Source organism: Maribacter sp. IgM3_T14_3 (assembly GCF_049603095.1).
Lineage (GTDB): Bacteria > Bacteroidota > Bacteroidia > Flavobacteriales > Flavobacteriaceae > Maribacter.
In genome coordinates this window covers 1,067,485-1,093,255 of sequence record NZ_CP187138.1, presented here as the reverse complement: position 1 = coordinate 1,093,255, position 25,771 = coordinate 1,067,485, and the positions used below count along the sequence as shown (strand labels likewise).

At 36.4% G+C, this 25,771-nt stretch carries 21 protein-coding genes, 1 pseudogene and 1 riboswitch; of the genes and pseudogenes, 21 read left to right on the top strand and 1 reads right to left on the bottom strand.

The annotated features are described in order from the left end of the window. Positions 1–236: 236 nt before the first annotated feature. The 21 genes from ACPF9A_RS05030 to ACPF9A_RS04930 all read left to right on the top strand — a co-directional run bounded on the left by ACPF9A_RS05030 (position 237) and on the right by ACPF9A_RS04930 (position 25,201). The gene (locus ACPF9A_RS05030) at positions 237–500 is read left to right on the top strand and encodes a DUF2061 domain-containing protein (RefSeq protein ID WP_291793982.1); all 264 of its coding nucleotides are present in this window, start codon (positions 237–239) and stop codon (positions 498–500) included. Between the two features lie 14 nt (positions 501–514). After that, positions 515–1,138: a phosphoadenosine phosphosulfate reductase family protein gene (locus ACPF9A_RS05025; protein ID WP_299325279.1), complete on the top strand. Its 624-nt coding sequence runs from the start codon at positions 515–517 to the stop codon at positions 1,136–1,138. Between the two features lie 48 nt (positions 1,139–1,186). After that, the gene (gene cysD, locus ACPF9A_RS05020; protein WP_424002229.1) at positions 1,187–2,137 is read left to right on the top strand and encodes a sulfate adenylyltransferase subunit CysD; all 951 of its coding nucleotides are present in this window, start codon (positions 1,187–1,189) and stop codon (positions 2,135–2,137) included. A 105-nt stretch (positions 2,138–2,242) separates the two neighbouring features. Next, the gene (locus tag ACPF9A_RS05015; protein ID WP_424002227.1) at positions 2,243–3,490 is read left to right on the top strand and encodes a sulfate adenylyltransferase subunit 1; all 1,248 of its coding nucleotides are present in this window, start codon (positions 2,243–2,245) and stop codon (positions 3,488–3,490) included. A 159-nt stretch (positions 3,491–3,649) separates the two neighbouring features. Continuing rightward, positions 3,650–5,740, top strand: coding sequence for a HEPN domain-containing protein (locus tag ACPF9A_RS05010; RefSeq protein WP_424002225.1), 2,091 nt, complete (start codon positions 3,650–3,652; stop codon positions 5,738–5,740). A gap of 5 nt (positions 5,741–5,745) precedes the next feature. Beyond that, the gene (cobA, locus tag ACPF9A_RS05005) at positions 5,746–6,588 is read left to right on the top strand and encodes a uroporphyrinogen-III C-methyltransferase (RefSeq protein WP_424002223.1); all 843 of its coding nucleotides are present in this window, start codon (positions 5,746–5,748) and stop codon (positions 6,586–6,588) included. Between the two features lie 80 nt (positions 6,589–6,668). Next, positions 6,669–7,730 carry an NAD(P)/FAD-dependent oxidoreductase gene (locus ACPF9A_RS05000; protein ID WP_424002221.1) on the top strand — a complete coding sequence of 354 codons (1,062 nt, stop codon included), beginning with the start codon at positions 6,669–6,671 and terminating at the stop codon, positions 7,728–7,730. 158 nt (positions 7,731–7,888) lie between these two features. Further along, positions 7,889–8,027: riboswitch (SAM riboswitch) on the top strand. Between the two features lie 92 nt (positions 8,028–8,119). Then, entirely contained in the window at positions 8,120–9,121 is a 1,002-nt protein-coding gene (locus ACPF9A_RS04995; protein WP_424002219.1) for a homocysteine S-methyltransferase family protein, read from the top strand. Positions 9,122–9,145: 24 nt separating this feature from the next. Next, the gene (locus ACPF9A_RS04990; RefSeq protein WP_424002217.1) at positions 9,146–9,502 is read left to right on the top strand and encodes a four helix bundle protein; all 357 of its coding nucleotides are present in this window, start codon (positions 9,146–9,148) and stop codon (positions 9,500–9,502) included. Continuing rightward, positions 9,502–12,273 (top strand): methionine synthase, encoded by a 2,772-nt coding sequence (gene metH / locus ACPF9A_RS04985; protein ID WP_424002215.1) that lies wholly within the window; start codon positions 9,502–9,504, stop codon positions 12,271–12,273. Before ACPF9A_RS04990 ends, metH begins: the two co-directional genes overlap by 1 nt. A gap of 169 nt (positions 12,274–12,442) precedes the next feature. Continuing rightward, complete coding sequence (metF, locus tag ACPF9A_RS04980) at positions 12,443–13,396, top strand: methylenetetrahydrofolate reductase [NAD(P)H] (RefSeq protein WP_424002213.1); 954 nt, start codon at positions 12,443–12,445, stop codon at positions 13,394–13,396. Between the two features lie 228 nt (positions 13,397–13,624). Then, entirely contained in the window at positions 13,625–14,722 is a 1,098-nt protein-coding gene (locus ACPF9A_RS04975) for an acyloxyacyl hydrolase (protein WP_424002211.1), read from the top strand. A 7-nt stretch (positions 14,723–14,729) separates the two neighbouring features. Next, positions 14,730–15,542 carry a head GIN domain-containing protein gene (locus tag ACPF9A_RS04970; protein ID WP_424002209.1) on the top strand — a complete coding sequence of 271 codons (813 nt, stop codon included), beginning with the start codon at positions 14,730–14,732 and terminating at the stop codon, positions 15,540–15,542. Further along, positions 15,539–16,687 carry a serine hydrolase domain-containing protein gene (locus ACPF9A_RS04965; protein ID WP_424002207.1) on the top strand — a complete coding sequence of 383 codons (1,149 nt, stop codon included), beginning with the start codon at positions 15,539–15,541 and terminating at the stop codon, positions 16,685–16,687. Before ACPF9A_RS04970 ends, ACPF9A_RS04965 begins: the two co-directional genes overlap by 4 nt. Positions 16,688–16,758: 71 nt before the next feature. After that, the gene (locus ACPF9A_RS04960; RefSeq protein WP_424002205.1) at positions 16,759–18,078 is read left to right on the top strand and encodes a hypothetical protein; all 1,320 of its coding nucleotides are present in this window, start codon (positions 16,759–16,761) and stop codon (positions 18,076–18,078) included. Between the two features lie 78 nt (positions 18,079–18,156). Beyond that, positions 18,157–18,609 (top strand): hypothetical protein, encoded by a 453-nt coding sequence (locus ACPF9A_RS04955; RefSeq protein ID WP_424002203.1) that lies wholly within the window; start codon positions 18,157–18,159, stop codon positions 18,607–18,609. A gap of 345 nt (positions 18,610–18,954) precedes the next feature. Further along, a complete protein-coding gene (locus ACPF9A_RS04950; RefSeq protein ID WP_424002201.1) occupies positions 18,955–19,782 on the top strand; it encodes a prephenate dehydratase in 828 nt (275 codons plus the stop codon). After that, on the top strand, positions 19,779–20,927 hold the full coding sequence (locus ACPF9A_RS04945; protein WP_424002199.1) for a pyridoxal phosphate-dependent aminotransferase: 1,149 nt from the start codon (positions 19,779–19,781) through the stop codon (positions 20,925–20,927). The genes ACPF9A_RS04950 and ACPF9A_RS04945 overlap by 4 nt, the downstream gene beginning before the upstream one ends. A 73-nt stretch (positions 20,928–21,000) precedes the next feature. Further along, positions 21,001–21,867 (top strand): prephenate dehydrogenase, encoded by an 867-nt coding sequence (locus ACPF9A_RS04940; RefSeq protein ID WP_424002197.1) that lies wholly within the window; start codon positions 21,001–21,003, stop codon positions 21,865–21,867. Between the two features lie 5 nt (positions 21,868–21,872). Beyond that, on the top strand, positions 21,873–22,955 hold the full coding sequence (locus tag ACPF9A_RS04935) for a chorismate mutase (protein WP_424002195.1): 1,083 nt from the start codon (positions 21,873–21,875) through the stop codon (positions 22,953–22,955). 155 nt (positions 22,956–23,110) lie between these two features. Next, positions 23,111–25,201 (top strand): DUF5723 family protein, encoded by a 2,091-nt coding sequence (locus ACPF9A_RS04930; RefSeq protein ID WP_424002193.1) that lies wholly within the window; start codon positions 23,111–23,113, stop codon positions 25,199–25,201. A gap of 57 nt (positions 25,202–25,258) precedes the next feature. On the opposite strand, the pseudogene ACPF9A_RS04925 reads toward ACPF9A_RS04930, so the two are convergent. Next, positions 25,259–25,699 (bottom strand): annotated as a pseudogene (locus ACPF9A_RS04925) (hypothetical protein). Positions 25,700–25,771 lie beyond the last annotated feature (72 nt).

Genomic DNA, 25,771 nt, shown 5'->3' with positions numbered 1-25,771 from the left:
AATAAGGCATTCAGGCGCTAATTCTACCATAAACCTAAGAACCACCTAATCATCTTCGTTTTATTTGTAAGCAATAATTCATTGCGAATTATTAATTTTTCGTACCCTTTTGTTAATAATCTACTAAATCTATAGGGTAAATGAAATTTATCTAAAATTAGGGCGACTACTTTGGAAAATAATACTATTTTTGAAAACTCTATTAAATTAGTAGGGTAATAAAAATTGAGTAAAAGATGATTGCAGATCAACTTATTTTAAATAAAAAAGAGTCTAAAACGACCTATAAAGAAGATAAAACTTCTGAAAAGCCAATGCGTAGTATCGCAAAAGCTTTTAGCTGGAGGGTAATAGGTACGTTAGATACTTTAATTATTTCATACTTACTTACAGGCAAAATATCACTTGCTGCCTCAATTGCATCTATAGATTTTGTAACGAAGATGGTGTTGTACTTTTTTCACGAAAGAATCTGGAATTTAGTAAAGTGGGGTAAATAATAAAGAATAGGATTATGGCATTGACAGAAGCACAAGTTCAGAAGTTAAACATACAATTTAAAGGTATACCGCCAGAAGAAATTATTTCTTGGGCTGTAAAGCATGCAGTAACTCCAGTAGTAACTACAAACTTCAGACCATATGAAGTAGCTATTTTACATGCGGTATCTGGGGTAAGAAAGGATATTCCTGTGGTTTGGTGCGATACGGGTTATAACACCCCGAAAACATACAAACATGCAGATGAAATAATCAGCAAGTTGAATTTGAACGTAAAGTTATTTGTGCCAAAGCAGACTACTGCGCATAGAGATGCTGTAATGGGTATTCCACAAATCGATGATCCAAGACATGCATTATTTACCGAGCAAGTAAAGTTGGAGCCTTTTAAAAGGGCAATGGCAGAATTTAAACCAGATGTTTGGTTTACGAATTTAAGAAAAGGGCAGACTGCACACCGCGATAGTCTAGATATTTTAAGTCTAAGCAAAGACGGCGTTTTAAAGGTGAGTCCGTTTTACCACTGGAACGACACACAGCTAGACACGTATTTAAAGAAATATAATCTGCCTAATGAGCATAACTATTTCGACCCAACTAAAGTGTTAGAAAATAGAGAATGCGGGTTACATAGTTAATCTAAGAGCGTAGAAAAGAATAAGATAATTTATCTAAGAAAATATAGAATGAGTAATAGCAGTACGGAATTGGAAGTAACCCCATCCATAGAACTTTTAAAAGATACCTCTCACATAAATGCACTTGAGAATGAGGCAATTTATATCATTAGAGAAGTAGCAGCTCAGTTCGAGAAGCCAGTTCTTTTATTTTCAGGAGGAAAAGATTCGATTACATTGGTTCGTTTGGCTCAAAAAGCATTTTGGCCATCGAAAATTCCTTTCCCTTTAATGCATATTGATACTGGGCATAACTTCCCAGAGACTATCGAATTTAGAGATAGGTTGGTAGAAGAATTAGGTTTAGAGTTGATTGTGCGTAATGTGCAAGATTCAATCGATCAAGGTAAAGTAAAAGAAGAGTCCGGTAGATATTCTAGTAGAAATAGCTTGCAGACAACAACATTGTTAGATGCAATCGAAGAATTTAAGTTCGATGCATGTATTGGTGGGGCGCGTAGAGATGAAGAAAAAGCACGTGCCAAAGAACGTATTTTCTCTGTAAGAGATGATTTTGGTCAATGGGATGAGCGTAACCAACGTCCGGAATTATTTGATATGTTGAACGGGCAAATTGAATTGGGGCAAAACGTAAGAGTTTTTCCAATATCTAACTGGACAGAATTAGATGTTTGGTCTTACATCAAAGAAGAGCAAATTGAAATTCCGTCTATCTACTTCGCACACAAACGCAAAACATTTTTTAGAGATGGTATGATCTGGTCTGCAGAAGACGGTATCGTATTTAGAGAAGAAGATGAGGTGGTAGAAGAAAGATTAGTTCGTTTTCGTACAGTAGGCGATATGTCATGTACAGCAGCAGTACTTTCAGATGCGGAAACTATTGACAAAGTTGTAGAGGAAATTAGAGATTCATCCATTTCAGAACGAGGTGCACGTATAGATGACAAACGTTCAGAAGCTGCAATGGAGAAAAGAAAACAACAAGGGTATTTTTAGAATTTTCTTTAGAAAATTCTGCCCTTAGCTTTTGGCTATCGGCTATTAGCCTTAATTAATAATTTAAAAGCCAGTAGCTTAAAGCTAATGGCTAACAGTATAGTAATGGAAGTACTAAAAATAGCAACGGCAGGTAGTGTAGATGATGGTAAAAGCACCTTGATTGGGAGAATGCTTTACGATACAAAATCTTTGACCAGCGATAAGTTAGAAGCAATAGAAAAAACCAGTAAGCAAAAGGGATATGATTATTTAGATTTCTCTTTAGCAACAGATGGTTTAGTAGCAGAACGTGAGCAGGGTATTACTATAGATGTTGCGCATATCTATTTTTCTACGGCAAAGAAAAGTTACATTATTGCAGATACCCCTGGGCATGTAGAATATACTCGTAACATGGTTACAGGAGCATCTACTTCGCAAGCTGCGATTATATTGATCGATGCTAGAAAAGGTGTAATCGAACAAACGAACAGACACTTTTTTATTAATAATTTACTGCGCATTAAAGATGTAGTAGTAGCTATTAATAAGATGGATTTGGTGGACTATTCTGAGGAAACTTATAATGCTATCAAAGCAGATTTTGAAGAGTTAATGGCTAAAAGAGACTATCAAGATCAGAAAATAACTTTTATTCCTGTAAGTGCATTAAAAGGAGATAACGTAGTAAATAAAACAGATAAGACACCTTGGTATACAGGTCCTACTTTGTTAGAACATTTTGAAGCCTTAGATAGAAAAGATATTTTCAACGTTGGTACGCCGCGTTTCCCGGTGCAATATGTTATCCGCCCGAAGACAGATGAGCATCACGATTTTAGAGGTTTTGCAGGTAAAGTGTATGGTGGCGAGTTAAGCGTAGGTGATGAGGTAGTAGCACTTCCATCGCAAACACGTTCAAAAATAAAAGAAATTTATTTCCACGATAAAAAGTATCACACAGCATCAAGACGTTCTTCGGTAACGATTACGTTAGAAGATGAAATTAATTTAAGTCGTGGTGACATGTTAGTGAAGGCGAATGATTTGCCAACAGTTGATAAGCAATTTACCGCTACTATTTCTTGGATGGATTCATTGCCGCTAGCGGCTGGAAATAAATATATAGTACAACACGGTGTCAATAAAGTATTGGCAAAAGTGGAGCAAGTACATCATAAAATTGCTCCTGATTATTCAGGTGTCGATACTAAGGCAGATTCGTTGGGTATGAATGATATCGCCCAAGTAAGTTTCCGTTTAAATAAGCCAATTTTCTACGATCAATTTAAAAATCATAGAACGAACGGTTCATTTATACTAATCGATACCAAATCGAACAGTACTGTGGGAGCGGGATTTATACAATAAATAAATTTCCTAGCCCCCAAAGGGGGAATTCAAACTAGACTTCATATTTTAATAAGTATAGTAAGCCTATAGGCGTAGTAAAGTAATAAATTAATGATAACGCTTGTTTTACCCGAGTAAGTGTTCCTCCCTTTTGGGGAGGTTAGGAGGGGATACAGTATGCAGAGTTTTAGAACAGAAATAGAGAATCAAGTAGTTGCGAATGATATTTTAGAATTGGAACGCAAGATTCATGAGTTCCATGGCGGCAAATTAGATGAAGAGAAATTTAGAAGCCTTCGTTTAGCTCGTGGGGTATACGGACAGCGTCAAGAAGGCGTTCAAATGATCCGTATAAAATTGCCATATGGTAAGGTGACTTCTCAGCAATTGCTACGTATTTGCTATGTGTCTGACGAGTATTCTACTGGTAGATTGCACATAACTACACGTCAAGATATTCAGATTCACTATGTAGATTTGAACCGGACTCCCGAGTTGTGGTCAGAATTAGAAAAGGATGATATTACATTAAGAGAAGCTTGTGGTAACACGGTACGTAATGTAACGGCTAGTGAAACAGCAGGGGTAGATGTTGATGAGCCTTTTGATGTTTCTCCTTATGCACATGCATTATTCCAGTATTTCTTAAGAAACCCGGTGAGTCAAGAAATGGGACGTAAGTTCAAGGTTTCTTTCTCTGCAAGTGATGCCGATACCGGACTTTCATACATGCATGATCTAGGCTTTATAGCTAAGCTTGAAAATGGAGAGCCAGGTTTTAAGGTAATGTTGGGTGGCGGATTAGGTTCTCAGCCAAGACATGCAGATGAATTATATAGCTTTTTGCCAGCAGATCAAATTATTCCGCTAATGGAAACGGTTATACGTGTTTTTGACCGTTACGGTGAGCGTAAGAGTAGAGCAAAGGCTAGAATGAAATTCTTATTGAAAGATTTAGGTCTAGACGGATTTAAAGAATTGCTAGCTTCAGAAAAAACAGCGGTTCCTTTTGATACGTTTCCGATTGATCCAGAAGAATATCCTAAGGTAAAAGTTTCGCAATTAGAAGTTCCGAAAGTTGAAATAACCGATACGAAAGAATTTGAGCAGTGGAAATCTACAAATGTAATTCCGCAGAAACAACCAGGTTATGTTGCTTTGGGTATCAAAGTATTATTAGGGGATTTCTATACGGATAAGGCACGTTTGTTAGCGAAATTGGTGCAGAAATATGCAGCAGGCGAGTTTCGTTTATCACTTCGTCAAAATATTTTAATTCCTTTCGTAAAAGAAGAAAGCATAGAGTTTTTCTATACGGAATTAAAGAAGTTAGGTTTTGCGGAAGCTGGTTATAATAAAGCATTAGATATTACTGCTTGTCCGGGTACAGATACCTGTAACTTAGGTATAGCAAGTAGTACAGGTATTGCAGAAGAGCTAGAAAGAGTTATAAAAACAGAATATCCTGATTATATCAATAACGCCGATGTTGTCATCAAGATCAGTGGTTGTATGAACGCTTGTGGTCAGCACAATATGGCAAATATTGGTTTTCAAGGAATGTCTGTTCGTACAAAAGACAAATTAGTTGCACCTGCACTTCAGGTTCTGTTGGGAGGAAGTACAGATGGCAACGGACAAGGACGCTTTGCTGATAAAGTAGTAAAAGTGCCAAGTAAAAGAGGTCCCGAAGCATTACGTTTAATCTTAAATGATTACGATGCTAATGGAGGTGATTTATCATTCCCAGATTACTACGCGGAAAAAGGACAAATGTATTTCTACGATTTTCTAACGCCACTATCATCTGTAGATGATTTAACGGCAGAAGATTTTATCGACTGGGGAAATACAGAACGCTATGAAAAAGCGATCGGAGTAGGTGAATGTGCAGGTGTAGTTATTGATTTAATTGCGACGCTTCTCTTTGAAAGTGAAGAGAAAATACAGAATGCACAAGATATGTTCGACTCAGAAAAATGGTCTGCGAGTATCTACCACGCATATTCTTCAATGGTAAATTCAGCGAAGGCGATGCTAACGTCAGAGAATACAAAAGTGAATACACATGTAAGTATCATTAAAGATTTTGATGAGAAATTTGTAGCCGATGGAAGAATTGCTGTAGTAGGCGGATTCGAAAAATTGGTACTTCAACTGAATAAAAATGAACCAACAAAAGAATTTGCCGAGTCTTATATAAAGGATGCTAAAGTATTCTTAGAGACGGTTGCAAAGTTTAGAGAGCAAGAATTAGCAGAAGCATAAACGGTATGAGTTTAGAAAGCAATATTACGAAGACTGAGCGTTACCCAACGGTGGTTGAGTGTAGCCGAAACCGTGGGCTGCTAACAGTAGTAGGTGCAGGTCCCGGTGATATAGAATTGATTACTTTAAAAGCGATTAAGGCGCTAGAAAATGCCGATGTTGTTTTGTACGATGCTTTGGTAAACGAAGAGTTGTTGGACTATGCTAAAAAAGCAGAGTTGATTTTTGTAGGTAAGCGAAAGGGATGTTATGCCTATCAGCAAGAGCAAATAAATGAACTAATTGTTAGCAGGGCAAAATCTGCGGGACATGTAGTACGATTAAAAGGCGGAGATCCGTTTGTATTCGGTCGTGGTTCAGAAGAAATGGAGTATGCTGCTTCTCACGGTTTGGAGGTTGCCATGGTGCCAGGTATTTCATCAAGTTTAAGTGTTCCAGCATATCAGAATATACCAGTAACTAAAAGAGGGGCTTCTGAAAGTTTTTGGGTAATTACAGGTACAACAAAAGAACATAAACTATCAACAGATGTTGCTTTAGCTGCAAAAAGTAGCGCAACAGTGGTGATATTAATGGGAATGTCAAAACTCCCACAAATAGTAGAACTGTTTAAAGGTGAAGGCAAAGCAGAAATGCCAATAGCCATAATTCAGAACGGCACCCGCAAGAATGAAAAAGTAGGTATTGCAACTATAGAAACTATAGTAGAAGTAGTTGAGAAAGAACATCTCTCAAACCCTGCAATCATTATTATTGGTGAGGTGGTAAAACATCGCGAAGCATTAATAGTAGCGAAAAATCAGTATTCGCAAGAGAATGTTAGTTTGTACTCGGTAGAAACTGCATAGGGTAAATGAGTACAAAGTATTAAGTAAAGAGTATAAAGGACATAGTCTAAGTGAAATTAAAAGAAGTTAAAAAGTAATTTATGATTAAAACAGATATGCTCATTATAGGAGCGGGACCAACCGGATTATTTACGGTGTTTGAAGCGGGATTATTAAAATTAAAAACACATTTAATAGATGCGTTGCCACAACCAGGCGGGCAGTGTTCAGAGATATATCCTAAGAAACCTATTTACGATATTCCTGCATTTCCAGAAATCTTGGCGGGTACTTTAGTAGATAATTTAATGGAGCAAATCAAGCCTTTCGAACCTGGATTCACTTTGGGTGAAAGAGCAGAGACTTTAGATAAATTGGAGGATGGGTCATTCGTAGTTACTACGAATAAAGGAACTCAACATAATGCGCCAGTTGTAGTTATTGCAGGTGGTCTAGGTTCTTTTGAGCCAAGAAAACCACCTATCGCTAATATTGTAAATTTTGAGGATATCGGTGTTGCTTATATGATTAAGGATCCAGAAGTATATCGCGATAAAAAAGTAGTGATTTCCGGTGGTGGAGATTCAGCTTTAGACTGGGCTATATTTTTAACCGATGTAGCTTCAGAAGTGACTTTGGTGCATAGAAGAGATGAGTTTAGAGGAGCTTTAGATTCTGTAGAAAAAGCTGCTGAGTTAGCCAAGTTGGGTAAAATTAAATTGATAACGAAAGCTGAGGTTAAGGAGCTTCATGGTAAAGATCATCTAGAGGCTGTTGTAATTGAGCATACAGATAAAGAGAAAGAAAACACGTATTTAGAAGTTGATAATTTTATTCCCTTATTCGGTTTGTCGCCTAAATTAGGTCCGATTGGCGATTGGGGCTTAGATATCGAAAAAAATGCGATTAAGGTAAACAACGCAAAAGATTACCAAACAAACATACCGGGAGTATATGCTATTGGTGATGTAAATACATACGAAGGTAAATTGAAATTGATATTATCAGGTTTCCATGAAGCAGCGGTAATGTGTCAGTTTGCATACCAGCAAATCAATCCTGGTAAACGATATGTTATGAAGTATACTACCGTTGGCGGAGTCGAAGGATTTGATGGTTCTAAGAAAGAAGCTAAGAAAGAAGTAGTGCAGAGTATTGCCTAAATTAGTCAAGTAATATGGTAGAAACCTCTAATTCTTTACTGATTTAGAGGTTTTTTTATGACAATTTCCCAGAATTTCGTGAACTAAATAAACGATTGAAGTTTTGGATTAGAGCATACTGTGCCGTTACTTTGCAAATCGTTCATAAATAGATTGAAACGTTATCAAGAAAGGTGGAGGGACTAGACCCATTGAAACCTTGGCAACCCTTTTCCATACGGATAAGAAGGTGCTACATTCTATCTTTAACCTGCTTACTTGTGCAGGAGTTGTTATTATACAATAGCAAAATAAAGACAGATAACTTATGAAAAGGCGCTATGCCTAATTCTCCATACTTGATTCCGAATTAATTTTTTTATTGAACGTTGAATTTTTTACAACGTAGAATGAAGGATATAAAAGAAATTTTAAAAGAGCGAATCTTGATATTGGATGGTGCCATGGGTACGATGCTACAGCGCTATAAATTTACAGAAGAAGATTTTCGTGGAGAGCGTTTTAAAGACTGGGAACATCCGTTACAGGGTAATAATGATTTATTGTCCCTAACCCAGCCAGAAGCCATTGAAGAGATACACCGTAAATATTTTGCAGCTGGTGCCGATATCGTAGAGACCAACACCTTCTCGGGTACTACAATTGCCATGGCAGATTATTATATGGAAGACTTGGTGTACGAGTTAAATTATGAATCTGCACGCATAGCAAAAAAAGTAGCCGACGAATTCACGAAGAAAGAACCGAATAAGCCACGTTTTGTAGCGGGTAGTATCGGTCCAACAAACAAAACAGCAAGTATGTCGCCCGATGTAAATGATCCAGGGTATCGAGCAGTTTCTTTTGATGAGTTACGTATTGCGTATAAGCAACAAGTTGAAGCCTTATTAGATGGTGGTTCAGATTTACTGTTGGTAGAAACTATTTTCGATACGCTGAATGCAAAAGCAGCTTTGTTTGCTATTGAAGAAGTAAAAGAAGAGCGAAATATCGATGTTCCAATAATGGTGAGTGGTACAATAACCGATGCGTCAGGTAGAACATTATCCGGACAAACTGCGGAAGCATTTTTAATATCTATTTCTCATATTCCGATTTTATCCGTCGGGTTTAATTGTGCATTAGGCGCAAGTCAATTAGTACCACATTTAGAGGTTTTATCTACCAAGAGTGAGCATGCAGTTTCTGCACACCCAAACGCAGGATTACCAAATGCCTTCGGAGAATACGACGAGACTCCCGAGCAAATGGCAGAGCAGATAAAAGAATACGCAGAAAAAGGATTAGTAAATATAGTAGGTGGTTGCTGTGGAACAACTCCCGAGCATATTACGGCGATAGCGAAGATGGTTGAGAGTTTTGAACCTAGAAAGTTGACAGTTGTCAGTTGATGGTTGTCAGTAAATAGAAACTGAATGGAATATACAGAATTAGAAGTGTGGAAAGAATCAAGGGTTTTGGCGAATTTGATATATAAAGTTTCTCAGCAGTTTCCTAAGGTTGAAATGTATGGGTTGACAAATCAGATACGTCGTTGTGCTGTTTCTGTTCCGTCAAATATAGCTGAAGGATGTGGAAGAAGAACAGCAACAGATACTATCCAGTTTTTACACATTTCTAGAGGTTCTCTATATGAATTAGAAACTCAGTTATTCATCGCTTTAGATCAAGAATATTTGATTAAAGAAGATTTTGATTCGATTACGAAGCTAATTTTAAAATGTAAAAAACTCATTAATGGGTTTATAAATTACTATAAAAAGACCAAATAATGTCTGGAAGTATTTCAAAAAAACTATCAACTGACAACGGTCAACCGACAACTAAATACCTGAAATTATCAGGTTTAGAACCTCTGATCGTCACCCCAGAAACCAACTTTATCAACGTAGGTGAACGGACAAATGTAGCTGGGTCTAAAATGTTTCTTCGTTTGATAAAGGAGGAAAAATTTGAGGAGGCATTAGTAGTTGCGAGAGAGCAAGTTGAGAACGGAGCACAGATTATCGACATCAACATGGATGATGGTTTGATAGATGGTAAACAGGCTATGGTCAAGTTTTTGAACTTGGTGATTGCCGAACCAGATATTTCTCGTGTACCTATCATGATAGATAGTTCTAAATGGGAAATCATTGAAGCAGGTCTTCAGGTTGTTCAGGGTAAATGTGTTGTAAACTCCATCAGTTTAAAAGAAGGTGAAGAGCAATTTTTACATCACGCAAAACTGATAAAACGTTACGGAGCAGCCGTAATTGTTATGGCATTCGATGAGGTGGGGCAGGCTGATAATTATGACCGTCGAATTGAGATAGCAAAACGTTCATACGATGTATTGGTAAACAAGGTCAATTTTGCTCCGGAGGATATAATCTTCGATTTAAATATTTTTCCTGTTGCTACAGGTATGGATGAGCATAAACTAAATGCCATCGATTTTATTGAGGCAACAAGATGGGTGCGTGAAAACTTGCCGCATGCAAGTGTTAGTGGTGGTGTTAGTAATGTGTCATTTTCGTTTAGAGGAAACAACCCGGTACGTGAGGCAATGCATTCCGTGTTTTTATATCACGCTATTAAGGCGGGTATGAATATGGGTATTGTTAACCCAAGTATGCTAGAGGTTTACGATGATATCCCTAAAGATTTGTTAGAACGTGTTGAAGATGTAATTCTTAATAGAAGAGACGATGCAACCGAGCGTTTACTTGATTTTGCCGAATCTGTCGTTGGGAAAACGAAGGAAAGTAAGATAGATTTATCTTGGCGAGAAGAGCCATTACAAAATAGAATTACACGTGCCTTAGTAAAAGGTATTGACCAATATATAATTGAAGATATAGAGGAAGCTAGGCTTGCTGCAAATAAGCCGATTGAGGTTATTGAAGGAAATTTAATGACCGGAATGAATGTAGTAGGTGATTTATTCGGAAGCGGAAAAATGTTCTTGCCGCAGGTGGTAAAATCTGCGAGAGTAATGAAAAAAGCGGTAGCCTATTTACTGCCATATATTGAAGAAGAAAAATTACTGAACCCACAAGATGGTGATGCAAAGGGAGCTGGTAAAATTCTGATGGCAACCGTTAAAGGTGATGTTCATGATATTGGTAAAAATATTGTGGGTGTTGTTTTGGCGTGTAATAATTATGAGATTGTTGATTTAGGGGTTATGGTGCCACCTGAAAAAATCATTGCAGCCGCTATTGAGCATAATGTGGATATTATCGGACTGAGCGGATTAATTACTCCGTCGTTAGATGAAATGGTCCATTTGGCAAAGGAAATGGAGCGTAAGAAATTTAAATTCCCGCTTTTGATTGGTGGTGCTACAACGAGTAAAGCGCATACTGCCGTAAAAATAGATACGCAATATAGCGAAGCGGTAGTTCACGTAAACGATGCTTCTAGGGCGGTAACCGTTGTGGGCGATTTGCTTAAAAAAGAAACATCGCAAGGCTATAAAAAGAGCATCAAAGATGATTATGATGTATTTAGGGAAAAGTTCTTAAATCGTTCATCAAGCAAAACATATAAGCCAATTTCTGCAGCACGTAGAAACAAGTTTAAAATAGATTGGAAAACATCTGAGATAGTTAAACCAAACACACTGGGTATTCAGGTGATTGAAGATTTAGATTTAAATCTTTTGGTTCCGTTTATCGACTGGACTCCCTTTTTTAGAAGTTGGGAATTGCATGGTAAATACCCGGCAATATTAACCGATGATGTTGTAGGTGTTCAAGCGACCGATTTATTTGCCGATGCACAAGAAATGCTGAATAAAATTATCTCTGAAAAGAAATTAAAAGCAAAAGGTATTTTTGGCTTATTTCCTGCAAACTCCATTAACGATGATGATATTTCAATTGATGCAAGCGCGATTGCAGATAAGAAGAATGGGTCACTGAGCGGAGCCGAAGTGAATGAGAACTACACGTTCCGAACCCTGCGTCAACAATTAGAGCGTAGAGAGGGGGTAGCAGATTATGCTTTGGCAGATTTTATAGCTCCGAAAGAATCTGGAAAGCAAGATTACATGGGTTGTTTCTGTGTATCTACAGGTTTTGGTACTGCAGAATTAGCGGCAAAATATGAAGCAGACTTAGACGATTATAATTCCATTATGGTGAAGGCTCTTGCGGATAGATTAGCAGAAGCATTTGCAGAATATTTGCATAAGGAAGTCCGGCTTAAACACTGGGGCTATGCATCAAATGAAGAGTTGAGTAATGAAGATTTAATTAAGGAATCGTACAAAGGTATTCGTCCCGCTCCAGGATATCCTGCTTGTCCCGATCACCTAGAGAAATTGACCATTTGGGATATTTTAAAAGTGAAAGAGAATATCGGAGTAGAACTGACAGATAGTTTGGCCATGTGGCCAGCAGCATCTGTAAGTGGGTATTATTTTGGGAATCCGCAAGCACGTTATTTCGGATTAGGAAAAATCAAGGAGGATCAAGTAAAAGATTTTGCAGAACGAAAAGGCATACCATTAGAAGATGCTGAAAGATGGTTAGCGCCGAATATAGTAGAATCTTAGTGCGTTAGGGATTGAAGCGGCATCTTTTTCTATGCTAAAGTTTTGAATTTAAGTATTGAAATTGAATAGAAAAAATAGAGCTGAAAGCCCGCTCGAACGCCTAAATAAATAAAATATAAGTAATAATACCTCATTGAGGTTTGCTCTCAAAACGGTAATAGTATAGGATATGAAAGTAACAGATCACATTAGTAACGCAAAAGGGAAGACACTTTTTTCATTTGAAATAGTGCCACCGGTAAAGGGTAAGAATATTCAAGAATTGTATAGTAATATTGACCCATTAATGGAATTTAAACCTCCGTTTATTGATGTAACCACTTCACGTGAGGAGACGATTTATGTAAAAAAAGAAGGTCTGTTAGATAGAAAAACTACACGTATGAGACCTGGTACGGTGGGTATTTGTGCTTCTATTCAGCATAAATATGATGTGGATACGGTGCCGCATGTAATTTGTGGCGGATTCACTAAAGAAGAAACAGAATACATGTTGGTCGATTGCCACTATTTGGGCATACAAAATGTGATGGCTTTACGTGGCGATGCCCGTAGCGAACAGAAATATTTTGAGGCTACCGATGGCGGACACCCCTTTGCGATTGATTTGGTAAGGCAGATTCAAGATTTAAATTGTGGTAAGTACTTGCACGAAGCAATAGAAAGTGAGCATTGTAGTGAATTCTGTATTGGTGTAGCTGGGTATCCAGAAAAACATTTAGAATCACCTTCATTACAATCAGATTTAAAGCGATTGAAAGAAAAAGTAGATGCAGGTGCCGATTATATAGTTACACAAATGTTCTTCGATAATAAAAAATATTTTGAGTTTGTAGAAGCGGCTAAAAATATGGGAATTACCGTGCCGATTATTCCGGGTATCAAACCAATTGCGGTTAAAAGGCATATGCAATTATTACCACAAGTATTTAGAATAGATATGCCACAAGACTTAATTGAGGCGGTAGATAGTTGTGCTACAAATAAAGAGGTACGTGCTGTAGGTATTGAATGGGCAATTCAACAATCTAAAGAATTGAAAGCCGCCGGTGTGCCTGTGTTACACTACTATTCTATGGGAAAATCTGATAATATTAAGGCGATAGCAGAAGCATTGTTTTAGTCTTTGGCTAGCTGAATTGCCAGTTCGAGTGTTTTTATTTCGTAGAGTATTGGAGATGTAAAAATGTATCGAGAACCTTTGGAACATGAGAGCTTCTCGATAAAAATTTATTCGTACCTCATAAATTCACTCGAAGTGACATTGTTACTTTTGTAATTACATGATTTGTAAGAAAGAACTTGATACTTTGTACATGGTACTTCGTACTTATAACTATTTTTGCCTTCAATGAATTTTAAGTTTCTATCCATTTTACTGATTTCAGTTTCTTTTTGTTTTGCACAGAAATCTACTGAGCTTAAGAAGTATACCCTAGATGCTAGTCAGTTCTACGGGTCAATCATTTTACATAATCCAGATATATCGCACTTGATTACATCACATCCTGCAGGTGTAATTTTGAGTTATAACCGTAAAACTTATGGTTCTGAAGAATGGGAAGCATTATATAACTATCCAGATTTAGGATATTCATTTATCTACCAGAATACGAACAATAGTACGTTAGGTGATAATTACGGACTCTACGCGCACTATAATTTTTATTTTTTTAAGCGAAACGTACAGCTTCGTGTGGGCCAAGGTGTTGCTTACGCATCCAATCCGTATGACAAAGAAACCAACTTTAGAAATAATGCCTACGGTTCTGATGTGTTGAGTTCTACGTATTTAATGTTCAATTATCATAAAGAGAATATTATAAAAGGCTTAGGGTTTAAGGCAGGTATTTCTGTAATACATTATTCAAATGCCAATTTTAGGGCTCCGAATACATCGACCAATACATTGGCTTTTAATGTTGGTGTTGTCTATGATTTAGATGGAGGCAAAGAAATAGAATATATACAACGAGTAAAGGAAAAAGTGACAGAGCGTTTACGTTATAATTTCGCTTTAAGAACAGGTATAAATGAGAGTGATGTTATTGATTCTGGTCAATACGGGTTTGTTGTGCTATCTGCATATGCTGATAAAAGAGTAGGTAGAAAAAGCGCACTTCAACTGGGTACAGATGTTTATTTCTCAAACTTTTTAAAGGAGTTGATTCGATATCAAAGTATCGCTTTTCCAGAAAACGGAGTTAATGCAGATAACGACTATAAAAGGGTAGGGGTGTTTGTAGGTCATGAGCTGTTCATCAACAAAATGTCCATCATTTCTCAATTAGGTTATTATGTGTATTATCCGTTTGATTTTGAAGGGCGTATGTATAATCGAATGGGTTTAAAACGCTATTTTGGTGAAAAGGTTTATGGAGCAGTAACCTTAAAATCTCACGGTGCAAAGGCAGAAGCAGTAGAATTCGGAATTGGAATAAGATTGTAGTCATAAGATGTTAGAAAATAGAAAACAGAAAATAGACTTTAATGGTTTAGGTATAGGTCTAAGACTTTTTACCTTTTCTACAATGCTTGTTGTGTTGCTTGTATTTAATTCTTGCGACTCTGAAAACGCGTCAGATTGTTTTCAAGAAACGGGTGTAATTAGTAGGGAAGAAGTTTCGGTGGCGGCTTTTACGACCATTACGGTTTTTGAAAATGTAACCTTGGTTATAAAACAAGGCGACACACAAAAAGTAGAAATTGAAACAGGTAAGAATTTACGTAACGAAGTAGCTGCTGTGGTCGAAGATGGTCGATTATTACTTACCGATACCAATGATTGTAATTATGTTAGGGATTATGGTACAACCATAGTTTATGTGACTACCCCGAATTTAACCAGTATTAGAAGTAGTACCGGTTTTCCTATTCAAAGTGACGGAGTGTTGGCTTTTGAGAGCTTAAGCCTGCTTTCAGAAAGTTTTACAGATCCAGAGGCAGAAACCACAGATGGTGAATTTAATTTAGAATTAGATGTTACCAATTTAAGTTTAACCAGTAATGGAATTTCTTATTTCAAGTTGAAAGGCAGGGCAGAAAGTTTCAATATAAGTATTGCTGCAGGCGATTCTAGAGTTGAAGCTCAAGATTTGATAACTCAACGTGTAAATGTAAACCATAGAGGGTCGAATGATCTATTGGTGAACCCGCAAGAGAGTTTAACTGGGGTTTTGAGAGGTACGGGAGATTTGCAAAGTTATAACCGACCACCCACAGTTACCGTAGAAGAATTGTATAACGGTCGCTTGATTTTTGTGGAATGAACCCAATTCTCAAATATCTGAAAAACGTATTTGCTGCTAAACGGGTTTTAGCAGATGATACTCAGTTAAGCGGACTTGTAAAAGCAGATTATTTACTTCAAGAATTAATTAAACACGATAAAGCTCCGGGAATTGCAATTACCGTTTTAAAAGGTGGAAAAACTATTTTTCAAAAAGGATATGGTTATGCCGATTTAGAACGAAAACAATTCATTGATGCACGAAAATCTATATGCAGAGTAGCCAGTGTTTCAAAGCCTATCGCTGCAACAGCATTGGCTTATTTGGTGCAAGATGGTCTTATAGATTTAGATGAATCTTTCTACACCTATTTGCCAGATTACCCTAAAAAAGAATGGGACTTTACTATTCGTCAATTAGCTAGCCATACAGCAGGCATTAGAGTATACAAAGGCAAGGAATACGGTTTAAATGAACCTTTGTCTATAAAGGAAGGTTTAAACGTATTTAAAAATGACCCTTTGGTTTATGAACCGGGTACCGAATATTTATATAATAGTTTTGATTGGGTAATGATTTCAGCGGCAATGCAAGCGGCAAGCGGAATTCCGTTTGAAGAATATGTGCAAGAGAAAGTCCTAAATCCTTTAGGAATGTTGAATACCTATTGTCCCGAATGTCATTATGGTACTGATTTCACGATAGGTACTCACAGCCAAAAAGAAAACGATGTGAATTCTATTTCTACATCCGAAGTACCAAACCAAGTAGCTACATTTTACACAAAGGGTATTTCAGGATTTAGAAAGGCGATACCTGTCGATAATTTTTACAAACTAGCAGGCGGCGGATATTTGTCCACCTCAGAAGATATAGCAAAATTCGGACAGGCATTTTTAGATAAGAAAGTTGAGATTAAAGAAGGAGTTTTGAATCAATTTTTAACTGCTCAGCAAGTTCAAGGTAATTCTACATACTACGGATTAGGTTGGCAAGTAAGTGAAGATGCAAAAGGCAGAAAGTTCTTTGGGCACGTTGGTAACGGAGTAGGAGGGTATTCTAATTTCTTTGTCTACCCTAACGAGCAACTTGTTTTTTCAATTCTTGTTAATTGTACCGACCCTAAAATACAGGGGGAGTTAGATGCTTTAATCAATTCCTTTTTTGACGAGGTTGATTCTTAGTGATTTATTGTTTTATTATTTTTAAAGAAAGGGTATATTAGTCTCACTAACCGTGAGATTTTTAATACAGAATGAGCTTACCACCAGAAACCACCCCAGTTGTAGAAAATAAAAAGAATATAAAATGGCTTCAACGTCTTAAAGAAGAAAGTTGGGAAGCAGAATTATTGGTCTCAGCTATTGCCATTTTTGGTACATTTCAATTATTTGGTTTTATAGAGTGGGTTACTAATAAATTAATAGACTTATTACCTATTGAACAGCATATTTATGGTTACATAATAACTATTATAGGGTTGTTGGCGATTAGTGTTTTAGTGTCCATGTTTGTAATTCATTTTATTTTGCGAGCTTATTGGATCGGCTTGGTAGGCTTGAATTCGGTCTTTCCTGATTATAGTGTTGAAGACAGCGCATACTCTAAAATTTATACAGAGAAGATTTTGGCTATACTGCCAAAGCAAGAAGATACTATTCAAAAGGTTGATGAATTGTGTAGTGTGATTTTTTCCGTGGCATTCACCATTCTATTGATTTACTCATACATGTCATTGTTTTTAAGCATTTACATGCTGATTTATAATTTGTTATTGGATTATGTACCAAGTTATATATTATTAATACCTCTTTTTCTAATCTTAGGTCTAATTATAATTCAAACGATTTTTGGCATTGTAGGGAATTTGAAAAAGTTCAAAAATAACGTTGGTGTTCAAACATGGATGTTTAAAGTGGTAAGATTAGCTTCAATTGTAACTTATGGTCCCTTATACCGTAATTTACTACAAGTTTCAATGGTGTTTGGGTCCAATTTCAAAAAGAAAAAATCGTTAGTGTATCTAGTATTATTATTCTTTGTATCAGGTATGTTTTTGACCTTTGTTAAAGTAACTGATACAAATATTTTTCACTTGATTTTCCCTAAAGATCATGATGTTAGTCTTATGTATTTAAGCTATTATGGTGACCAAAATCATGATGAATCATTTTTGCTAACTCCTCAAATACAATCCGATATTATAGAAAATAGTGCGGTAAAATTATTTATACCGGTCTTTCACCACGAGCGTAATTATCAAAAAAATACCTGCGGTGAATTTAACGATGATGAAAGTTTAAGCAGTGATGAGAATAGGGCGAATAGTCGTAAATATTTTCTTAACTGCTATAAGAAATACCATAGTATTAAGTTAAATGGTAAAGTTGTCAATATTGATTTCCTCAAAAAAGATCATGCCGTATCTGAGCAATTTGGTATTGTAGGCTTTATCGATAAAGAATTGTTGCAAAAAGGGGAGAATACATTGATAGTTACTAAAACATTGGGCGATGTAAAAGAGTTTGAGTGGATTATTCCTTTTTATTCTCAACCCAACACACAATTAAAATAACTTTTAAACGCTATTAAGATTATTAAATTTATAGTAATTGTTATGAGGGTAAAATGTTGTTTAATTATACTGTTGATAATGGCTGTAAATGTTTCAGCACAAGAGATTACTACTTTTACGGGCATATGGGGTATGGAGTATTATCAAGACGATAAGGAAATTACCAAGAAGGAAGTAAAAGATTTATTTTCTAAAAATGATGACATTTATAGTGACTGGAAGAAAGCTGATGCAAAAAAGACTATTGCGACTATTGCTGTGGTCGGAGAAATTGTTGGAGTAGCTTGGGGGTCGGCAGAATTATTTAATAATGACCCTTTTGTAAGTGATCGAGATAAAGGTAGAAAGGCAATTGGTCCTTTGTTAGGTGGTATTGGCTCTGGTTTAATTGCAATTATATTTTTAAATGGCTCTTATAAGGCAAGAAAACAAGCTATTCTTGCTTACAACAAGCAATTTGATAAAAAAACGGTTTTTAAACTAAAGCCGGTAGCTAATGAGAATGGACTAGGTATAGCACTTAGATGGTAAGAAGTTTAAAAATTTAACACAAAACCTTCGCTTTTTGAGATAGAAATTGAATTTTTTAAAAAAATAAAAAGGAAAACAACCATTTTTAAATATAATTACTACATTAGCCAAAGTTTACAATCACAATGACAAAACAATATTTCTGGAACGGTTTTTATTTTTACTTCTTTTTTAAGAGAGGTACGGGACTGTTGTAGTATATTTTAAATATAAAATAGAATCTAAGTTCCGATATATATCGGAACTTTTTTTTGTTCAAAACCCAAATTATAAATAGCATATAATTTGAATTTAGATTTTATAAAGTAAGTCAATAAAACTTGTGAGTAAGTTGAAATTAGGATTATGAGTTTAAAAATAGCCATACAGGGAATTAAAGGAAGTAACCATCATCAGGTAGCTATAGATTATTTTGGTAATGATATTGAACTCGTAGAATGTCTTTCTTTCGATGCTTTGGTAGATAAGTTATTGTCAAAAGAAGCAGATCAAGGTGTCATGGCGATAGAGAATTCTATTGCGGGTTCTATAATTCCGAACTATGCTTTGATAAACCGAAATGACTTGCACATTATTGGGGAGTATTATTTAAATATCCATCATAATCTAATGATGTTGAAGGGGCAGAAAATTGAAGATATAGCTGAGGTCAGTTCTCACCCAATGGCTTTGTTGCAGTGTAAGGAGTATTTTAGACAATATCCGCACATAAAATTGGTAGAAGATGTAGATACTGCCGAGACTGCAAAACGCATACAAGAGCAAAAGTTAACCCATGTTGCGGCTATCGCGCCAAAAGTTGCAGCTGAATTATATGGGTTGGACATCGTAGCGAACGACATACAGACGATACAAAATAACGCTACTCGTTTTATCATTGTAAAGACAAAAAACAATGTGCTACCAGAGGCTGAAATTACGAAGGCTTCATTAAGGTTTATAACCGACCATAAAAGGGGAAGTTTAGCGGCTGTGCTTAATGTTATGAGCGATTGTAGATTGAATTTGACAAAAATACAGTCGTTGCCGGTAATAGAAACGCCATGGAAGTATTCATTTTTTGTGGATGTCACTTTTACTGATTATGCAGATTTTACCAAAGCAAAAAGTCTATTGAACATCATGGCAGAAGACTTTAAAGTTTTGGGTGAATATAAAAATGTAAGACAATGATACGTACAGCCGAAAGGTTAAATACCATACAGGAATACTACTTCTCAAAAAAATTGAGAGAGGTACGCGGCTTAATGGCGCAAGGTAAACCGATTATAAATATGGGAATCGGTAGTCCGGATCTGGCTCCGTCTCAAGAAGTATTAAATGCAATACAGAGTGCGGTTTTAGAAAGTGGTGCACATCAATATCAAAGTTACCAAGGGTTACCTCAGTTAAGAGGTGCGATTGCTAATTTTTATAAAAAAAGGTTTAGTGTTGATGTCGATCCAGAATCTGAGATTTTACCCCTAATGGGTTCAAAAGAAGGTATAATGCATATTAGCCTTTCTTTTTTAAATGCAGGTGATGAGGTATTAATTCCTAATCCGGGGTACCCAACGTACACATCTGTAACTAATTTGGTAGGTGCAGTGCCTAAATACTATGATCTAACCGAAGACAATGGTTGGTTTCCAGACTTAGAAGTATTGGCGAAGCAAGATTTATCTAAGGTAAAGATTATGTGGTTGAGTTACCCACATATGCCAACAGGTGCTTCGGCAACTAAAGAGCAGTTTATAAAAATAGTCAACTTTGCTAAGCAGCATCAAATTCTGTTAGTAAACGACAACCCGTACAGTTTTGTCTTAAATGACGAACCGGCGAGTATTTTGAGTATACCAAATGCAAAAGAGGTGTGTTTAGAATTAAATTCTTTGAGCAAAACGTTTAACATGGCCGGTTGGCGCGTAGGTTTTGTATTAGGCAGCGAAGATCATATCAATGCTATTTTAAAGGTGAAGAGTAATATGGATTCTGGTATGTTCTACGGCATTCAGAAAGGAGCCATAGCAGCATTAGAAAGTACCGATGAATGGTTTGAGAATTTGAATGCGGTGTATAGTGAACGTAGAGAGCTAATATTCAAATTGGCAGACAAGCTTGGTTGTACATATGATAGAAATGCCGTGGGCCTGTTCGTATGGGCAAAATTACCAGAAGGCAGTGTGTCGTCAGAAGAATTTATAGATAACATATTGTATACAAAAGATTTGTTCATAACTCCAGGAACCATATTTGGTAGTAATGGTGAAGGCTATATTCGCTTTTCCCTTTGTATAGCAAAAGAAAAAATAAAAGAAGCAATCAAAAGATTTGATTAGTTGAGAATAACGGCAATCGAATAAAGTGTAGTAAAAAAATATCCCCAACTTTTAGAGGGGTTATCGGATGATTATGAATGTATTTGTAATAGGTATCGGTTTAATAGGAGGTTCTTTGGCAAAAGATATAAAGTCTGCCTTTGACAATGTTACCGTTTATGGCGTAGAATCTAATGAAGCAAATTTAGCCGAGGCATTGACTTTGGGTATCATTGATAAGAAAGCGACCTATCAAGATTTGCAATTGGCAGATATGGTTATTGTAAGTATACCTGTTGATGTTATGGTTACTGAGCTTCCGGTAATTTTAGATGCTGTTCATGAAGACTGTGTCGTTTTTGATGTAGGGTCGACCAAATCTTTAATCTGTAAGGTGCTAGAGAATCATCCGAAGAGAAGAAATTTTTTAGCGTGCCACCCTATTGCCGGAACAGAATTCTCTGGTCCGTCTGCAGCGATAAACAATTTGTTCAAAGACAAAACGAATATTATTTGCGAGGTAGAGCTAACGGCCTTTAAATTGCAAGAAAGGGCGTTAAAAGTTTTTCAGGCAGTTGGTATGCGAATTCGATATATGAACCCTGTAGCCCATGATAAACACATTGCTTATGTATCGCATTTATCGCACATTAGTGCATTTATGTTGGGTAAAACAGTAATTGAAAAAGAAAAAAATGAACGCGATATTTTCGATATGGCGGGTAGTGGATTCGAGAGTACGGTGCGTTTGGCAAAAAGTTCGCCAGCTATGTGGACACCCATTTTTAAACAGAATAAAGAAAATGTCGTGGAAACATTAGAAGAGTATATTCAAAATTTATCGGCATTTAAAGAAATGCTGTTAAACGATGATTACGAGGGCATTTATAATGAAATGAACAATACGAATAAGATTAAAGGAATATTAAATAGGAATACCGTTAAACAAGAAATAGAATAATTAAAATGGAAAATTCAAAACAAATGAGAACATGGTTGGATGATTTAAAGCTAGACCATCCACTAGTAATAGCAGGGCCATGTAGTGCGGAAACAGAGGAACAAGTGCTACGTATAGCACACTCCTTAAAAGATACCGATGTAAACTACTACAGAGCCGGTATTTGGAAACCACGTACTCGCCCAGGAAATTTTGAAGGTGTAGGTGCTTTGGGTCTTAAATGGCTTCAAAAAGTTAAAGCAGAAACGGGCATGAAAACAGCTACAGAAGTAGCAAACCGTGCACACGTTGAATTAGCATTAGAGCACGATATCGATTTATTATGGATCGGCGCAAGATCAACGGTGAGTCCGTTTATCGTTCAAGAAATTGCCGATGCATTGAAAGGAACTGATAAAGTTGTATTGGTAAAGAATCCTGTAAATCCAGATTTAGCTTTATGGTTGGGAGCTGTTGAGCGTTTAGCTACTGCAGATATTAAAAATTTAGGAGTAATACATAGAGGTTTTTCTACATATGAGAAAACTAAATATAGAAATATTCCAGAATGGCAAATGGCGATTGATCTGCAAACTAAATTTCCAGATTTACCTATTATCAATGACCCATCGCATATTACAGGAAATAGAGAAATGATCTTTGATGTATCACAAACTGCTCTTGATCTTAATTTTGACGGATTGATGATAGAAACACATCATGATCCAGATAATGCATGGAGTGATGCCGCACAGCAAGTAACACCAAGCAAATTGGTACAGATCATGAGAGATCTTAAGATTCGTAAAGAAGATAATACAGAGGCTGAGTATAATGCAAAGCTGAATAACCTTAGAGCCAATATTGATATTATTGATAATCAATTGATTGAAACTTTAGGTAAGCGTATGAAAACTTCAGATGCTATCGGTGAGCTTAAAAAAGAGAAAAACGTAGCAGTATTGCAAAGTACACGTTGGAACGAAATTTTAGGAGCGATGATACTTGAGGGAGAAAGTAAAGGACTAAGTGAAGAGTTTGTTCTTCGCATGTTCAAAGCTATTCACCAAGAGTCTATCCGTCATCAAGAAAAGATAGTAAACGCTTAAGGTTAACTTAACTTTATACCTAAAAAACATCCGTAATATGCGGATGTTTTTTTTAGCCTAATTTTTAAATGGTAAGAAAAGTAGTACGTATTAACAATATCCCCCAATATGTATCGTTTAGGGGACTAAAGAACCATTCTAACCAAACCCAAAGTATGAAAAAAGTAGTATTAGTTGCCATTATGTTGGTAGCATCACTATCAGCAAAAGCACAATCTTATATTGGCTATTTAACCGATAACTATAGTGGGATAAACGGCGTAATTTCTAACCCGGCAAATATTGCAGATTCCCGTTTTAAAACGGATATCAATTTAGTTGGTGTAAGTGGTTTTCTTGCCAATGATTATGTAGGTGTCGGTTATTCAGATTTAGTGTCAAGTGATTTTGATTTTGATAGAGATGCGAACCTAATGTTGACAAGCAACAATAATTTTTCTGGTAACGTAGATATCTTAGGTCCGTCGTTTATGTTTAACGTAGGCAGAACCTCTTCTATAGCTGTATTTACCAGAGCAAGAAGTTTTGTTACCGGTAATGAATTTAACGGCGAAAGTATTGATGATTTAGATGACAGTATTGATGAAAGTCAAGACTTTTTGGTGGATGAAGGAGATTTCTTTGCCGCTGGGCATGGCTGGGCAGAAGTAGGTATTACGTACGCTCAAGAATTAATGAATAAAGAAGAGCACTTTTTAAAAGGTGGACTTTCCTTAAAATATCTAAAAGGATTTGGTAACGCGTATGTTGCCGGTAGAAATGTTACTATAAATTATGATGCCGACGGTGCAACATTACCAAATAATGCTACTATTGGAACATTAGAATCTACGGGCGATTTAATTTATGGTCGTGCAGATAATTATGATGATGACAACTATGACTATGAAGTGCCAGATGCAAACGGATTCGGATTCGATTTAGGTTTCGTTTATGAGTGGAGACCAGACTATAAAGATTATGAGGTAACGGGAGCTGATGGTGAGAAAACCGTAATGAAAGACAAAAACAAGTACAAGCTTAAATTTGGCTTGTCGCTTACAGATGTTGGGTCGGTTAATTATAAGGGTAGCTTAATGGATACTTACAATATCAACAATACCATTACCCAAGATGATTATGATAATATAGAAGATTCTGACGACTTACAGAACTTATATACGTTTACACAAGCTACAGAAGATATGAAAGCTGGTTTACCGACAGCACTTCATTTTAATGCAGATTGGAATATTAAAAACAATTTTTATCTGAATTTCAATACAGATGTATCTATGCGTTCTGCTGGTGAGAATAACCTTAGAACTGCAAATGTATTTTCATTGACGCCTCGTTTTGAAAGTAAGTGGTTTAGTTTCTATTTACCGGTAAGTAGTTACCAATATAGTGGCTTGCAAGTAGGTGCAGGTTTACGTGCCGGACCATTATATATTGGTTCAGGGTCATTGATATCTACATTTACAAAAAATGAAATTCAAGGTGCAGATGTATATGCAGGTGTAAAAGTGCCTGTTTATTATGGTCAACCTAAAGATTCTGACGGTGATGGTATACCAAATAAGGAAGATGGATGCCCGAAGGAAGCAGGGCCAATAGAAAATAACGGTTGCCCTTGGGGAGATACAGACGGAGATTCTGTTTTAGATAATGAGGATAAATGTCCAGAAGAAGCAGGACCAGTAGAAAATAACGGATGCCCATGGGTAGATACCGACGGAGATACTTTAATGGATAATGAAGATCAATGTCCAGACGAAGCAGGACCAGTAGAAAACAACGGTTGTCCTTGGGCAGATTCAGATGGCGATTCAGTTATAGATAAAGATGATGAATGTCCGAATATAATGGGAACTGTGGCAAATAAAGGCTGTCCAGAGCCGGTAGTTACCGCTGAGGTTCAAAAATCATTGAACGAGTATGCAAAAACAATTTTGTTTACGACGGGAAAATCTAGCCTTAAAGATGAATCGACTCCTGTTTTGGTTGATATTATCAGTATTTTAAATGAATACCCAAATGCTAATTTTACCATAGAAGGTCATACAGACAGCATAGGTTCAGAAGTAACAAATCAAAAACTATCAGAATCTAGGGCGCAAGCGGTATTACAATTTCTTATAAAAGGTGGTATTTCTTCATCTAGGTTAAGAGCGGTCGGTTATGGTGAAAGTAAGCCGATAGCAACGAACATGTATAAAGATGGCAGACAGAAAAACAGACGGGTAGAGATTAACTTGGCACAATAATTTTAAGTCTATCATATAGAAAGCCCGGTATATACCGGGCTTTTTTTATGTTATTTTTTATCTTTTAAATATGTATTGGGTAATGAAAATACCTTGTCCGTCTGTGTTACCCGCATCGGCTTCAACACCACTGGTAACAAAAACAAGCTCCCATCCATTTGTAGCCATATCACTTAATTTAGAAGAAATATGCGCATCATTGGCGGCAATATTCTGAAAACGAATACCTGCAATATTATAAAAGTTCAGCAATTTAGTTTCTTCAAAATCTTTGACCCTTATATCGCCACGGTCTGCCTTATTTCTGGTATTATCATCTGCGGTTTGGGTAGATGTGAATTCTTTATAATCTCTTTCCGCATTGGCATCAATAATTCTAGAGCGGCCTAATCCACTAGGTACTAGAGATTCTACACTGGTAATTACTTAAAATTCTTGTGCCGTTAAAGAAGCTAATCCGATAAGGGATAAAATGCAACATAAAAAATATTTTTTCATAAGAGTGGTTTTAGATTATTATGAGATTGAAAAGTGAAAATAAGTGGTAAAATAGAAATAGAAAAGAAAAGG

What these genes read in the sequence shown, in the direction of transcription:
- ACPF9A_RS04940 (WP_424002197.1), top strand. Translation starts at nt 21,001, where the DNA reads ATGAATGTATTTGTAATAGGTATCGGTTTAATAGGAGGTTCTTTGGCA.
- ACPF9A_RS04975 (WP_424002211.1), top strand. Translation starts at nt 13,625, where the DNA reads ATGAATTTTAAGTTTCTATCCATTTTACTGATTTCAGTTTCTTTTTGT.
- metH (WP_424002215.1), top strand. Translation starts at nt 9,502, where the DNA reads ATGTCTGGAAGTATTTCAAAAAAACTATCAACTGACAACGGTCAACCG.
- ACPF9A_RS04930 (WP_424002193.1), top strand. Translation starts at nt 23,111, where the DNA reads ATGAAAAAAGTAGTATTAGTTGCCATTATGTTGGTAGCATCACTATCA.
- ACPF9A_RS04995 (WP_424002219.1), top strand. Translation starts at nt 8,120, where the DNA reads ATGAAGGATATAAAAGAAATTTTAAAAGAGCGAATCTTGATATTGGAT.
- ACPF9A_RS05030 (WP_291793982.1), top strand. Translation starts at nt 237, where the DNA reads ATGATTGCAGATCAACTTATTTTAAATAAAAAAGAGTCTAAAACGACC.
- ACPF9A_RS05025 (WP_299325279.1), top strand. Translation starts at nt 515, where the DNA reads ATGGCATTGACAGAAGCACAAGTTCAGAAGTTAAACATACAATTTAAA.
- ACPF9A_RS04950 (WP_424002201.1), top strand. Translation starts at nt 18,955, where the DNA reads ATGAGTTTAAAAATAGCCATACAGGGAATTAAAGGAAGTAACCATCAT.
- ACPF9A_RS04935 (WP_424002195.1), top strand. Translation starts at nt 21,873, where the DNA reads ATGGAAAATTCAAAACAAATGAGAACATGGTTGGATGATTTAAAGCTA.
- cobA (WP_424002223.1), top strand. Translation starts at nt 5,746, where the DNA reads ATGAGTTTAGAAAGCAATATTACGAAGACTGAGCGTTACCCAACGGTG.
- ACPF9A_RS04965 (WP_424002207.1), top strand. Translation starts at nt 15,539, where the DNA reads ATGAACCCAATTCTCAAATATCTGAAAAACGTATTTGCTGCTAAACGG.
- ACPF9A_RS05015 (WP_424002227.1), top strand. Translation starts at nt 2,243, where the DNA reads ATGGAAGTACTAAAAATAGCAACGGCAGGTAGTGTAGATGATGGTAAA.
- cysD (WP_424002229.1), top strand. Translation starts at nt 1,187, where the DNA reads ATGAGTAATAGCAGTACGGAATTGGAAGTAACCCCATCCATAGAACTT.
- ACPF9A_RS05010 (WP_424002225.1), top strand. Translation starts at nt 3,650, where the DNA reads ATGCAGAGTTTTAGAACAGAAATAGAGAATCAAGTAGTTGCGAATGAT.
- ACPF9A_RS04945 (WP_424002199.1), top strand. Translation starts at nt 19,779, where the DNA reads ATGATACGTACAGCCGAAAGGTTAAATACCATACAGGAATACTACTTC.
- ACPF9A_RS04970 (WP_424002209.1), top strand. Translation starts at nt 14,730, where the DNA reads ATGTTAGAAAATAGAAAACAGAAAATAGACTTTAATGGTTTAGGTATA.
- ACPF9A_RS04955 (WP_424002203.1), top strand. Translation starts at nt 18,157, where the DNA reads ATGGCTGTAAATGTTTCAGCACAAGAGATTACTACTTTTACGGGCATA.
- metF (WP_424002213.1), top strand. Translation starts at nt 12,443, where the DNA reads ATGAAAGTAACAGATCACATTAGTAACGCAAAAGGGAAGACACTTTTT.
- ACPF9A_RS04960 (WP_424002205.1), top strand. Translation starts at nt 16,759, where the DNA reads ATGAGCTTACCACCAGAAACCACCCCAGTTGTAGAAAATAAAAAGAAT.
- ACPF9A_RS04990 (WP_424002217.1), top strand. Translation starts at nt 9,146, where the DNA reads ATGGAATATACAGAATTAGAAGTGTGGAAAGAATCAAGGGTTTTGGCG.
- ACPF9A_RS05000 (WP_424002221.1), top strand. Translation starts at nt 6,669, where the DNA reads ATGATTAAAACAGATATGCTCATTATAGGAGCGGGACCAACCGGATTA.